This window comes from Streptomyces hebeiensis, assembly GCF_052983195.1.
In genome coordinates this window covers 6,497,955-6,511,167 of record NZ_CM129812.1, presented here as the reverse complement: position 1 = coordinate 6,511,167, position 13,213 = coordinate 6,497,955, and the positions used below count along the sequence as shown (strand labels likewise).

Genomic DNA, 13,213 nt, shown 5'->3' with positions numbered 1-13,213 from the left:
GGCTCGAGGAGCCGCGTTCACACGAGGGAATCGTGTTCGAGCCTGGGGAATCGTGTTCACGCGTGGGAAGTCGTGCTTCACGCGCGGGGCGCGGTCCGGCGGGCGGCCGTGACGACGGCGGTCAACAGACCGGGAAAGCGGGCCTCCAGGTCCTCGGTCCGCAGTCGGTTGATGCGGGAGGTGCCCTCGTACCGCTGACGGATGACGCCGGCCTCGCGCAGCACCCGGAAGTGATGGGTACTGGTGGACTTGCTCACCGGCAGCTGGAAGGCGATGCAGGACATGTCGGTGTGCCCCTCTGCCAGGTCCCGCACGATGCGCAGCCGGACGGGGTCCGCCAAGGCGTGCAGCACGGCCTCCAGCCTGATCTCTTCCAGCCCTGGGTGGGCCAGGCTGCGGCCGGCGGGTGCGCCGGTGCCTTCGCTGGTACCCATGGAGACCTCCTCGTCCACGTCGTCCACCTCGCCCCCCGTAGTACGAGATTCACCGTACGACATGTCGGTCCGCTTCCGGACCGGTCCGGACCGGACCCGCCCGGGTGCGCGCACCGCCGTCACCACCGGCGTGCCACGACGAGAAGGACGAGGGGGACCACGAGGACGAGGAAAACGCGTGGCGGCGCCGCACCGGGTGTGGCTATGGTTGTCCGCGTGCCGGAGCGGTGGGCGTGACACCTCACCGCCGGGGCGTTGTCGGTCTGTTGAGAGAGCAGGGGGTGAGGACATTGATGACTGTCATTGCGCTGGGTGTCGCCCAGGTTCAGAAGCTCATCGTTCCCGCCCCTGTGGCCTCCGGCTGACCTTTCCCTTCTCCGCGCCCCTGTGCGTGTGCCGGGGCCACCCTTGTGAAGGGTTCCCCCTTGTCTTCCTCTTCTCCGCAGGCTTCCTCCGCCTCGGATCAGTTCGTTTCTCACCCCTCCGCTCCGCACCCACTCACTCCGCACCCGCTCGCTCCGTACGGCTGGGACGCGGGCTGGGACGCCGAGTTCGCACCGTACGCCACGCGGGGTCTGGTGGCCGGCCGGGTCGTACGGGTCGACCGTGGCCAGTGCGATGTCCTCACCGGCGACGGCACCGTCCGCGCCGACACCTCCTTCGTCACGCCGCACGACCCGTTGCGGGTGATCTGCACCGGGGACTGGGCGGCCGTCGAGCCGGCCGGAGACCCCCGGTACGTTCGGGCGTACCTGCCCCGGCGCACCGCCTTCGTACGGTCCACCTCCTCCAAGCGGTCGGAGGGACAGATCCTCGCGGCCAACGTCGACCACGCGGTCGTCGCGGTCTCGCTCGCCGCCGAACTCGACCTGGGCCGTGTCGAACGGTTCCTCACTCTGGCCTGGGAGAGCGGGGCCCTGCCGCTCATCGTGCTCACCAAGACCGACCTGGTGACCGACCCCGGCGTGCTCGGCCATCTCGTCGAGGACGTGACGGCGGCCGCGCCCGGTGTGCAGGTGCTGGCCGTCAGCGCGGCGACGGGCGATGGGATCGAAGTGCTCTCCGCCGTGCTGTCCGGTGGCACCAGTGTGCTGCTGGGCGTCTCCGGCGCCGGCAAGTCGACCCTCGTCAACGCGCTCCTCGGGGAGGAGGCGATGGAGGTCCGGGCCGTCCGGGACATGGACGGAAAGGGCCGCCACACCACCACGACCCGGAACCTGTTCGCGATGCCCGGTGGTGGCGTACTGATCGACACTCCGGGACTGCGCGGCGTCGGCCTGTGGGATGCCGAGTCCGGCGTCGGCCAGGTCTTCACGGAGATCGAGGAACTGTCCGGGAACTGCCGCTTCCAGGACTGCGCGCACGAGACGGAACCGGGCTGCGCCGTGCTGCGCGCGGTGGAGGACGGCGTGCTGCCGGTCCGGCGGCTGGAGAGCTACCGCAAACTGCTGCGCGAGAACCGGCGCATCGTCGCCAAGACCGACGCGCGGTTGCGCGGCGAGATCCGACGGGACTGGAAGCGCAAGGGCGCCGAGGGCCGCGCGGCGATGGAGGCCAAGCGGGGCCGCCTCCGGTAACGGCGAAGCGGGCCGGGGGCGGGGGCCGCGAAGCACGGCGGCGGGCGCGCGGCACGAAACGCGGCAGGGCGCCCGCCGCCCTCCCCCTCGGCTACGGACGCCCTGCTCACACAGCCTGCGGATGCTTATCCGCCCCTGTGTTCGAACAACACTCTAGGCAGCCCTGCCCAGGGGAACCAGGTCACGCGTGCACGGTGTACCGGCCCCGGGCGTCCGCACCGCACGCCGGACCGTCACGGCGCACAGCCGGGAGGTACCGACCCCTCACCGCTGCCCGCCCCTACGGCTGCGGGCGCCACGCGGCGGGCAGCGGAGGGCGGCCCGTGGTCACGTAGAGAGCGAACGCGAGCGGGCGAACGCCGCCCCACGCGTGCCCGCCCCCGTCCGGACCGTCCCTTCCGGGAGGCTGCTCGTCCTCCTTCGGCCCGGCGTGCGGGGTCCGGCCGACCTGCGGGTCCGGGCCGACGTGCGAGTTCGGACCGACGTGCGAGTTCGGACCGACGGCGGGCCCACGCCCGATCAGCGGTGCGCAGGCCCGGAGATGGCTCCGGACGGTGACCGGTGACAGGCCGAGTGCCGTGGCCGTCCGTTGGGTGTGGGTGTCGTTCCCCAGCCAGGCGGCGAGGGTGCGTATCAGATCGCGCCGGTCGGACCGCACCGGCTCGAGGAAGGACTCCGCCCAGGCGTGGACCTCGGGCGCGGCCAGCATCGTCACGAAGTCGGCGGTGGCGTCGGGCGACGGCGCGTCATGCCCGTGCGCGATGACGACCTTGACGGCCGTCGAGACGACCACCTGGCTCAGGACCCGGCTCCGGTCGAGGCCGAGCAGGCCGAACGCCCGGCTGATCCGCTGGGTCACGGTGTTGCGGTGGATGCCGACCAGGCGCGCGGCGGACGCGTGGTGGAGTTCGAGGCCCAGGTCCAGGGTTCGCAGGAGCTGATCGCGCTGTCCCATGGGGAGCGCCAACAAGGGGCGCAGGACTGTCGCGGCCCAGCGCCGGGCCGCTACCGGAGGCAGGGCGCTCAGCAGATCGGCCCGTTCGTTGGACAGAGCGACGCGGTCGGGGAGCTGCCGCGCCACCGACAGGGCGTCGGCCGCCTCCGCGTAGGCGTCGGCGACATCGCTCAGCGCGTACGCACGGCTGCCGCCCATCCGGTGCTCGGGCAGCGAGACGACGACCTGGCGCATCGAATCGCGCACGCCGGCCGGGTCGTTGTCCTGATCGCGCACGGGGTCGAGCACAATGAGGTGATTGAACGCCGGGCAGCGCACCAGCATCGCACGGTCGGCGATGGCACGGTCGCTGCGCCGGGCGGCGATCTCCCGGTCCGCCTCCCCGCAGTCGATCACGTAGACGCGGACCTTCTCCGTCGCCAACAGCCAGGGCGTCAGCGCGGCCATCGCCCGCTGGGCGGCGATCTCCTCACCGACCATGAGGAACTGGAACGCACCCAGGCGCACGGCGTGCTCGGCCTCGGCCACCTGGCTGTGGCGCCGGTCGATCTGGTCGATGAGGCCCAGCACCTTGCCCGCGTGCCGCAGGAGATCGGCGCCCACGTCGTCGAACGGGCGACGCGAGGCGACCGACAGCATCGAAGGCGAGCCCATCGCCGCGAGCGTCTGGAATCGCGTGTGCGGCGTGGTGTCCGGGATGGACGCGGATTCGGCCGTCGACGGCATGGACGGCGTCGACAGCGTGCTGGTCGGGGCGGGCGGTACGGAGGGGGCCGGGAACCTGGACGCCGTTCCCGCCGGTCCCGACGTGCCCGACGTGGCAGAAGGAAGGGGCATGACGGATGCTACGGACGCGGGGAGTTCCGCACGCACGAGATGCCCGGCCAGCAAGGGAGCCAGCGTGCCGGGTGCGCTCTCCGGCGACGCGGCGAGAACGCCCCGCAAGGGGTCGCTGACCAGTACCTCACCGTCCAGCGCGGCGGCCAGCCAGTCGGTGACGCGCTGCATCGCGTCACCGTCCGCGTCGGTGAGCCGGGACGGGAGCCGGTTCAGCAGCGCGGTGAGCTGCTCGGCATGCCATTCGGCGTGCTGGTAGCGGTACTCGCGCAGGCGGGGAGCCAGTTCCTTCCACGCCCCCAAGCTCTTCGTCGTGGTCAGCAGCGGTACGTTCAGCCTCGCCGCCGAACTGCGGATCACCGCCGGTACGGACCGTGCGCCCTGCCTCTCGACCGCCACGGCGAGGCCGGCGGCCCGCTGCCGGGACATCTCACGCAGCAGCCCCTCGATCGCGGAGGAGACGGGCTGCCGCCCACGTCGCTCCCCCGGTACGCCGATCACCACGAGCACGTCCCGCAGGTCTCCGAGCCGGTCGGCGCTCCACGCCGTTCCGGTGAGCACCCGTACGGAATCCACCCCCCGGTCGACTGCGGCCCGCGGCCCGAAAGCCAACCGCAGGCAGAAATCAGGCTCACCACACATACCACCCAAGGTGGGCATTCGCCCTTCTCCCTTCCTGAGCCCGACGCCGCCCTGACACCCCTCATGGAACCAGACCTCAGAACCTCCCCCGGCCCACGGGCGAGACGCGGGCGCCGGCGCCGTAGCGGGAGTGCTCGGCGTGGTGGGTGGGGGCCCGGTTGTGGTGTCGCACTCGCTGCCTCCTCCTTCACCGGCTGGGGTCGCTGTGACTGGAGAGGGAACCGTGCATCGGCGCGGCATCCGACGGGTGCTGGGATGCTGACAACGCAAAGCAGGACGCAAGACCACAACCGTGCCCCCACCCACCACAGCTGAAGGCCGCCCTTCGCGCCCGTCGCGCCCGTCGCGGATCACGAGGCGGCCCGGGTGCCCTCCGCGGCCGGAGGGGGCCTCCCTACGGGGGCGTCGGGCGAGCCGGCGGGCGGGGGCGACAGACAGCGGCCGCACGCCGCGCGTCACCGGTGAGGTCCACGAGTGGTACGCCCAGGCGCGTCGCCAGGGCGCGCGTCTCGGCGGGAAGGTCCACGCCTAGGCCGTTGACGTGGAGCGCGGTGCCGTTGGCGAGAGTGCCGTCGGTGTTGAACCGGCGCCGGACGACCGGGGTCACCAGGACGGGCCGGCCGCCTCGCTCACGTACGCGCTCGACCATGGACGTCAGGTTCGCGCGGTAGACGTCCGCCGCCGGCCTTCACCTGCCGGTCGGTTTCAGGCACAGTTCACCCCTCAGAGTCATCCTTCGAAAGGTTCATCGAATCTCAGCACACCTCCGCGATCTCGTTGAATCGTTTTAGGTAAGCGCTTGCCGCTAGAAGTTAAGGACCCCGGCGGAGTACGTCAACGGTTCGGACGACATCGATCGAAACGCTTCACTCGCGCCACGCGCGGCCGCCCCACGACTTCTGCGCGAAGCATTGACGAAACGTGGCCGCGGACCTAGCTTCATCGCGTCGTCGGTCGTACGTCATATATGAGACGTCATACGCGAGACGCGCGGCACGACGCGGCGCGTACCGCATGACGCCCATCGTGAGAGATGAGAGCGCATGGCTTTCGCTCCGAGTCCCATCCCTTCCCGTACCCAGTATGTGCTGGAAGCGGTCAAGCACGGCATCCTCACCGGAGGGCTGAGTCCCGGCCAGGCCCTGGTGGAGACCGAACTCGCCACCCGGTTCGGGGTGTCGAAGACCCCGGTACGGGAGGCGCTGAAGACCCTGGCCGGCACCGGGCTCGTCGTGATGAGCCAGTACAAGGGCGCCACCGTGCGCACGGTCGACGCCGCCATGGCGCACGAGGTCTACGACGTGCGGCTGCTGCTGGAGCCGGCGGCGCTGCGGCGCACGCTCGCCCGCCGCGCCTCCCTGGAGCCCGCGCGAGCCGCCCTCATCAGGGCGGACGCGGCCGAGGACCGGGCGGAACGGTCGCTGGCCAACCGGGAGTTCCACCGGGCCCTGTACCTGCCGTGCGGCAATCCGCTGCTGGCGCGGATGCTCGACGACGTACGCGACCAGGCGGCCCTGGTCTCCACCGTCGCGTGGGCCGCCGAACCGTCCTGGGAACGGGAGGCCGGTGAGCACCGGGAGATCCTGCGCCGTGCGCTCGCCGGCGACGCCGACGGCGCCGCCACCGCACTGCACGATCACATCGCCTCGTTCGTACAGCGCGCATTCCCCGAGGGAGACCACGCGTGAACAGCACCGATCTGACGTCGATGCGCGACGCGCTCGCCGATGTCGTGGCGATTCCCGTGACACCGTTCACCGCCGAGGACACCGTCGACACCGATGCCCACCGCGCGCTGCTGCGCAGACTGCTGGACGGCGGGGTGCGCACCCTCACGCCGAACGGCAACACCGGCGAGTTCTACGCCCTGAGCCCCGAGGAGCGCCGCACGGTCACGGAGCTGACCGTCGAGGAGGCCGGCGGCCGGGCGGTGGTCCTGGCCGGGGTCGGCCTGGAGGTGCCGACGGCGGTGGCGGCGGCGCGGCACGCCCGGGACGCCGGGGCCGGCATGGTGATGGTCCACCAGCCGGTGCATCCGTATGTCTCGCAGGGCGGCTGGATCGACTACCACCGCTCGATCGCCGAGGCGGTACCGGAGCTGGGGGTCGTCCCGTACATCCGCAATCCGCTGCTCGGCGGCGAGACGCTGGCCGCGCTCGGGGAGCTGTGCCCCAATGTCATCGGCGCGAAGTACGCCGTAGCGGACGCGGCGCGCTTCGCGGCCTTCGCACGGGACGCGGGGCTGGAACGCTTCGTCTGGGTCGCGGGACTGGCGGAGCTGTACGCGCCGTCGTACTTCGCCGGCGGTGCCACCGGATTCACCTCGGGGCTGGTCAATGTCGCGCCGGGCGTCTCGCTCGGCATGCTGGAGGCGCTGCGGGCCGGCGACTACGCGGCGGCCATGAAGGTGTGGGAGCAGATCCGCCCCTTCGAGGAGCTGCGGGCCGCACGGCAGTCGGCCGACAACGTGACGGTGGTCAAGGAGGCGTTGGCCGCGCTCGGGCTGTGCCGCCGCGCCATCCGTCCGCCGAGCCGTGAACTGCCCGAGGAGCAGCGGTCCGCGGTGGCGGCGCTGGTGACGGGGTGGGCGATATGACAGCCGTACGGCCCGAGGACACGACGCCGGGCCCGGTACGGCCCGAGGAACTGCGCAGTCACCAGTGGTACGGCACGGACGGACTGCGGTCCTTCAGCCACCGCGCCCGCACCCGTCAGCTCGGCTACCTGCCCGAGGAGCACCTGGGCAAGCCGGTCATCGCGATCCTCAACACCTGGTCCGACATCAACCCCTGCCACGTCCACCTGCGCGAGCGCGCGCAGGCGGTGAAGCGGGGCGTCTGGCAGGCCGGCGGCTTCCCGCTGGAGTTCCCCGTCTCCACGCTCTCCGAGACGTTCCAGAAGCCGACCCCCATGCTGTACCGCAACATGCTGGCGATGGAGACGGAGGAGTTGCTGCGCTCCTACCCCGTCGACGGCGCGGTCCTGATGGGCGGCTGCGACAAGACCACCCCCGCCCTGCTGATGGGCGCGGCCAGCGTGGACCTGCCGGCCGTGTTCGTACCCGCCGGGCCCATGCTGCCGGGACACTGGCGCACCGAGGTCCTCGGCTCGGGGACCGACATGTGGAAGTACTGGGACGACAAGCGGGCCGGTCTGATCGGGGACGCCGAGCTGGCCGGGCTGGAGAACGGCCTGGCCCGCTCCCCCGGTCACTGCATGACCATGGGTACCGCCTCCACGCTCACCGCCGCCGCCGAGGCGCTCGGTGTCACCATGCCGGGTGCCTCCTCGATCCCGGCGGTCGACTCCGGGCACGACCGGATGGCGGCCGCCGCCGGGCGGCGGATCGTCGGCCTGGTACGGGAGGGGCTGCGGCTGTCGACGGTGCTGACGGCGGACGCGTACGAGGACGCCGTCGCCACCGTGCTCGCGCTGGGCGGTTCGACCAACGCGGTGATCCATCTGATCGCGATGGCGGGCCGGTCGGGCGTACGGCTCACGCTCGACGACTTCGACCGGATCGCCCGGACCGTGCCGGTGCTGGCGAATCTGCGTCCGGGCGGGCAGTACCTGATGGAGGACTTCCACCGGGCCGGCGGCCTGCCGGGCTTCCTGACCCGGCTCACCGATGTCCTGCACCTGGACCGGCCGACCGTCGCGCACTCCTCCCTGCGGGACCAGCTCGCCGACGCGCTCGTGCACAACCCGGAGGTGATCCGGCCGCGCGACCGGCCGCTCGCCACGGAGGGCGGGGTGGCCGTGCTGCGCGGCAACCTCTGCCCGGACGGCGCGGTCATCAAGCACATCGCGGCGGAGCGGCACCTGCTGAAGCACACCGGCCCGGCCGTGGTCTTCGACGACTACCGGACCATGCAGCGGACCATCAACGATCCGGCGCTCGGGATCACGGCCGACCATGTGCTGGTGCTGCGCAACGCGGGCCCCAAGGGCGGTCCCGGCATGCCGGAGTACGGGATGCTGCCGATCCCCGACCACCTCCTCAAGCAGGGGGTGCGGGACATGGTCCGGATCTCCGACGCCCGGATGAGCGGGACGAGTTACGGGGCGTGCGTGCTGCACGTCGCGCCCGAGTCGTACGTCGGCGGGCCGCTCGCCCTGGTCCGCACCGGCGATCTCATCACCCTGGACGTCGAGGCCCGCAGTCTCCATCTGCACGTGGACGACGAGGAGTTGGCACGGCGGCGGGGCGAGTGGTCCGTCCCGCCGGAGCGGTACGGACGGGGGTACGGCGCCCTCTACAACGAGCAGATCACCCAGGCCGACACCGGCTGCGACTTCGCCTTCCTGGCGCGGCCGGGCGAGGTTCCGGACCCGTACGTGGGCTGAGCCGGGCCGGGGCCACCGGCTCCGTCCGGACCGCCGGTTCCGACCGCGCTCCCGGGCCCACCGGACACAACGCACACCGCACGGCGCACCACACCGCAGGCACACCGCACGACGCAGCGCACGCACACCGCACGCACACCGCACGCGCAGCGCACAGACAACACACCGCATCACACACACCGCTGCACCACGCATCGCGCGCTTCACCCAAGGAACGGAGAAGCAGTCATGGCTTCAGCTGTGGCGCAGAAATCATCCGGAGCCCCGCCCCGGGCCCCCGGGAAGCCGAGGCGGCGCACGGGGGCGACGCCACACCGACTCCCGTATCTGCTGATCGCCCCCGCCGGGCTGCTGATGCTGGGCTTCATCGCCTATCCGATGCTCAGCGTCTTCTACTACAGCTTGCAGAACTACAACGCCACCAAGCCCTGGCGGAACGGCTTCGCGGGCCTGGACAACTTCACCAAGATCTTCACCGATGACCCGCTGTTCTGGGACAGCCTCGTCTTCAGCGGCAAGTGGGTCGTCACCGAGGTCTCGCTGCAACTGGCCCTCGGGCTGGGGCTGGCGCTGATCGTCAACCAGACCTTCGTGGGCCGCGCGATCGCCCGGGCCCTCGTCTTCTCGCCCTGGGCCGTCTCCGGCGTGCTGACGACCACCATCTGGCTGCTTCTCTACAACCCGTCGACGGGCGTCGGCCGCTACCTCGCCGACGCGGGCATCGGGACGTACGGCTCGTCCGTGCTGTCCGACACCGGCACCGTGTTCTGGGCGGCGGTGCTGGCCGAACTCTGGCGTGGCGTACCGTTCTTCGCCATCCTGATCCTCGCCGACCTCCAGTCCATCCCCGGGGACCTGTACGAGGCCGCGTCCGTGGACGGGGCGAACAGGTTCCGGCAGTTCGTCCACATCACACTGCCCCACCTCAAGGACGCGATCATCCTGTCCACGCTGCTGCGCGCGGTCTGGGAGTTCAACAACGTGGATCTGCTGCTCACCCTCACCGAGGGCGGGCCGGCGGGCGTCACGACCACACTGCCGCTGTATGTCGCGGTCACCGGGTTCGAGGCGCACGACTTCGGCTACGCCACCGCGCTGACCACGGTCGCCTTCGTGATCCTCCTCTTCTGCTCGATCCTCTATCTGCGCCTGAGCAAGTTCGGAGGCGACGACAAATGACCGCTGCCATCGCCGAGAAGGGCACCGCCGCACCGCCCGCCCCGGACGGCCCGGCGACACCGCCCGCGTGGCGCCGGCGCCGCGAGCGCGCCTTCGACGAGGTGCCGCGCTGGCAGATCTACCTGCCGCTCGGTCTGTACCTGCTCTTCACCCTCGTGCCCTTCTACTGGATGCTGCTGTTCGCGCTGCGGCCCGCGGGCTCGACCTCACTGGTGCCCTGGCCGATGACCTTCGACCACTTCGACAAGGTCTGGAACGCGCGGAGCTTCTCCGTCTTCTTCCAGAACAGCGCCCTGGTCGGGGTCTGCACCCTGATCTGCACGACGCTGGTGGCGCTGGCCGGCGGGTACGCGCTGGCCCGGTTCGACTTCCGCCTCAAGCAGACCTTCATGCTGGCGTTGCTGTGCTCGCAGTTCATCCCGGGCGCGCTGATGCTGGTGCCGCTGTTCCAGATCTTCAAGAACCTCCAGATGATCAACTCCCTGGGGAGCGTGGTCGTCGCGGAGACCGTCTTTCAGCTGCCGCTGTCGGTCATCCTGATCAGCGGCTTCATCCGGAACGTGCCGTACTCCCTGGAGGAGGCGGCCTGGGTGGACGGCTGCTCGCGCTTCCAGGCGTTCCGCATCGTCGTACTGCCGATGCTGCGGCCCGGGCTGATCGCGGTGGCTTCCTTCGCGTTCGTCAACAGCTGGAACCACTTCCTGTTCGCCCTGATGTTCCTGATGGAGCAGGACAAGCAGACGATCCCGGTCGGGCTGTCCACGCTGATCGGGGCGGACAGTGTGGACTTCGGCGCGCTGGCGGCGGGCGGTGTGATCTCGGCCGTGCCGGTCGTCATCGTCTTCGCCTTCATCCAGAAGTGGCTGATCACGGGCTTCAGCGCGGGGGCGGTGAAGGGATGACCGGCCGCACCGAGGGCACGGGCGAGCGGGAGTCCGCGCCGCTGCCGGTCGTGCTGGCCGGGGCGCGCGGCCACGGCCGGTCGCACCTGGTGAACATCCGCCGGCTCCAGGAGGCCGGGCTGGTACGGCTCGCCGGTGTCTGCGAGCTGTCCCCGCTGAGCCCGGCCGAGCTGGCCGGCTTCGGGGAGCCCGAGCAGTCCACCGGCCTCGGCGGCCTCCTGGAGCGCACGGGTGCGCGGATCGCCGTGATCTGCACACCGATCCACACGCACACCGAACTGGCCCTCACCGCCGCCGAACGCGGTGTGCACACACTGCTGGAGAAGCCGACGACGCCCTCGTACGCGGAGTACGAGCGGCTGCTGGCCGGGCTCGCCGAACACGGTACGGCCTGCCAGGTCGGCTTCCAGTCGCTCGGCTCCCACGCGGTGGAGGCGATACGGGAGCTGGTGGCGAGCGACGCGATCGGGGCCGTGCGCGGCATCGGCGCCGCCGGGGCCTGGGCACGGGACGAGGCGTACTACGCGCGGACCTCCTGGGCGGGACGGCGCACCCTGGACGGGCGGGACGTCGTGGACGGCGTGCTCACCAACCCGCTGGCCCACGCGCTCGCCACCGCCCTGCGCATCGACGGCAGCGACCTGGCGGGCGATGTCGGCGGCATCGTGCTGGAGCAGTTCCGGGCCAACGACATCGAGGCGGACGACACCACGTGCCTGAAGCTGACGACCCGCCGGGGCACGTCCGTCACGGTCGCGGTGACGCTGTGCGCGGAGCGGGCGGGCGAGCCGTACGTCGTGGTGCACGGCGAGCGTGGCCGGATCACCTTCTGGTACAAGCAGGACCGGGTGGTGGTACGGCGCACCGACCGGGCGCCGGAGCGGGAGCCGGACCGGGCGCGGGAGGAAGGCCCGGCCCCGGGGCGGGACCAGGAACGGGACCGGTACCAGGGACGGGGCCAGGACCAGGAGGTGGTCCACGGCCGGACGGATCTGCTGGAGAACCTGGTCGGGCATGTGCGCGCGGGTGAGCCACTGCTCGTACCGCCGGAGCGTACCGGCGCCTTCATGCGGGTCGTCGAGGCCGTCAGGACCGCCCCGGTGCCCGCCCGGCTGCCCGCCGACGCCTGGTACGCCGAGCCGGGCGAACGAGCGCCGCGCCGGGTCGTCAAGGGCGTCGACGCCCTGGTCGAGGCGAGCGCGCGCACGCTGGCCACGTTCTCCGAACTGGGCGCGGACTGGGCCGTGCCGCCCGGGGAGACGCGGCGGCGATGAGCGACTCACGACTGAGGGGAGTGAACGGGGCGGGCGGGGCGAACGGGCCGATCGGCCCCGGCGCGGCCCGGCCGCCCGCGCCCCGGGCCCGGGTCCGGGACGGGAGACGCGGTGACGGAGCCACGGACCTCCGGTGCGCGGGCCGGGTGGTGGCCACGTACGTCCACCGGCCCCGGGTACCGGCCGCGCTGTCCCCGCGTCCGTACCTGCACCCCGTACGGACACTCGGCGGGGTCACGGTCACGGAGCTGCGTCCCGCCGACCACGCTCACCACCTGGGCGTGTCGGTGGCGGTGCCGGACGTCTCGGGCGCCAACTTCTGGGGCGGGCGCACCTACGTCCGCGGCCGGGGACCCGTCGAACTGGACAATCACGGCACGCAGGAGCACACGGGCTGGCTGCTGCGGGACCCGGACGGCTGTGTGGAGGAGCTGTCGTGGCGGCGGGCCGGCCGCGAACTCCTCCGGGAGCGGCGCACCGTCAGTGCGCTCGCGCTCTCCCGGGACGCCTGGGCCCTCGACGTCACCTCGGCGCTGACCAATGTGTCGGGCGGGGAGCTGTCCTTCGGCAGCCCCGCCACCCACGGCCGCGAGGGGGCGGGGTACGGCGGTTTCTTCTGGCGCGCGCCCGCGTCGGCCGAGCCCGGTGCGCCGGCGGTGGAGGTCTTCACCGAGGGCGCCTCGGGCGAGGGCACGGTGCACGGGCGCAGGGCGCGCTGGCTGGCGCTCGCCGGACGCGAGTGGACGCTGATCTTCGCCGGGGCCAACGAGGAGACGCGCCGGGACCCGTGGTTCGTACGGACGGCGGACTACCCGGGCGTGGGTTCGTCGCTCGCCTGGCGGGAACGGCTGCCGCTGCCGGCGGACGGGACCGTGGCCCGGCGGATCGTCACCGTGGTCGCGGACGGCCGGCTGGACCGGGCGGCGGCGGGCGCGCTGGCACGGAAAGCGGTGTCGTCATGAGGGCGGCAGCGCCCCACGCGCGCCTCTCCGTCGGCTCCGGCAGCGGCAACGACAGCTACGGCAACAGCAACAGCAACAGCAACAGTGACACGAGAGAAGAGAGC

Annotated in this window: 10 protein-coding genes and 1 pseudogene; 8 read left to right on the top strand and 3 right to left on the bottom strand. The window is 71.8% G+C overall.

Annotated elements, in window-relative coordinates:
• Positions 1-77 precede the first annotated feature (77 nt).
• On the bottom strand, positions 78-434 hold the full coding sequence (locus ACU6P3_RS27915) for an ArsR/SmtB family transcription factor (protein ID WP_447194634.1): 357 nt from the start codon (positions 432-434) through the stop codon (positions 78-80).
• A 425-nt stretch (positions 435-859) separates the two neighbouring features.
• Between ACU6P3_RS27915 and rsgA the strand changes: the two genes are divergently transcribed.
• The gene (gene rsgA / locus ACU6P3_RS27910; protein ID WP_447194633.1) at positions 860-2,011 is read left to right on the top strand and encodes a ribosome small subunit-dependent GTPase A; all 1,152 of its coding nucleotides are present in this window, start codon (positions 860-862) and stop codon (positions 2,009-2,011) included.
• A gap of 280 nt (positions 2,012-2,291) precedes the next feature.
• Here the strand turns inward: rsgA and ACU6P3_RS27905 are convergent, their stop codons facing one another.
• On the bottom strand, positions 2,292-4,463 hold the full coding sequence (locus ACU6P3_RS27905) for a hypothetical protein (RefSeq protein ID WP_447194632.1): 2,172 nt from the start codon (positions 4,461-4,463) through the stop codon (positions 2,292-2,294).
• 430 nt (positions 4,464-4,893) lie between these two features.
• A pseudogene (locus tag ACU6P3_RS27900) lies at positions 4,894-5,115 on the bottom strand (carbohydrate esterase); the annotation flags it as partial.
• A 373-nt stretch (positions 5,116-5,488) separates the two neighbouring features.
• Here ACU6P3_RS27900 and ACU6P3_RS27895 point away from each other — a divergent pair.
• The 7 genes from ACU6P3_RS27895 to ACU6P3_RS27865 all read left to right on the top strand — a co-directional run bounded on the left by ACU6P3_RS27895 (position 5,489) and on the right by ACU6P3_RS27865 (position 13,109).
• Positions 5,489-6,133 (top strand): GntR family transcriptional regulator, encoded by a 645-nt coding sequence (locus tag ACU6P3_RS27895; protein WP_447194631.1) that lies wholly within the window; start codon positions 5,489-5,491, stop codon positions 6,131-6,133.
• Positions 6,134-6,153: 20 nt separating this feature from the next.
• A complete protein-coding gene (locus tag ACU6P3_RS27890) occupies positions 6,154-7,041 on the top strand; it encodes a dihydrodipicolinate synthase family protein (protein ID WP_447198092.1) in 888 nt (295 codons plus the stop codon).
• Positions 7,038-8,792: an L-arabinonate dehydratase gene (gene araD / locus ACU6P3_RS27885; RefSeq protein WP_447194630.1), complete on the top strand. Its 1,755-nt coding sequence runs from the start codon at positions 7,038-7,040 to the stop codon at positions 8,790-8,792. Before ACU6P3_RS27890 ends, araD begins: the two co-directional genes overlap by 4 nt.
• Positions 8,793-9,020: 228 nt before the next feature.
• Positions 9,021-9,971 (top strand): carbohydrate ABC transporter permease, encoded by a 951-nt coding sequence (locus ACU6P3_RS27880; RefSeq protein WP_447194629.1) that lies wholly within the window; start codon positions 9,021-9,023, stop codon positions 9,969-9,971.
• Complete coding sequence (locus tag ACU6P3_RS27875; RefSeq protein ID WP_447194628.1) at positions 9,968-10,873, top strand: carbohydrate ABC transporter permease; 906 nt, start codon at positions 9,968-9,970, stop codon at positions 10,871-10,873. The genes ACU6P3_RS27880 and ACU6P3_RS27875 overlap by 4 nt, the downstream gene beginning before the upstream one ends.
• Positions 10,870-12,147 carry a Gfo/Idh/MocA family protein gene (locus ACU6P3_RS27870; protein WP_447194627.1) on the top strand — a complete coding sequence of 426 codons (1,278 nt, stop codon included), beginning with the start codon at positions 10,870-10,872 and terminating at the stop codon, positions 12,145-12,147. The genes ACU6P3_RS27875 and ACU6P3_RS27870 overlap by 4 nt, the downstream gene beginning before the upstream one ends.
• Positions 12,144-13,109, top strand: a complete 966-nt coding sequence (locus tag ACU6P3_RS27865; RefSeq protein ID WP_447194626.1) for a DUF6807 domain-containing protein — start codon at positions 12,144-12,146, stop codon at positions 13,107-13,109. The genes ACU6P3_RS27870 and ACU6P3_RS27865 overlap by 4 nt, the downstream gene beginning before the upstream one ends.
• Positions 13,110-13,213 lie beyond the last annotated feature (104 nt).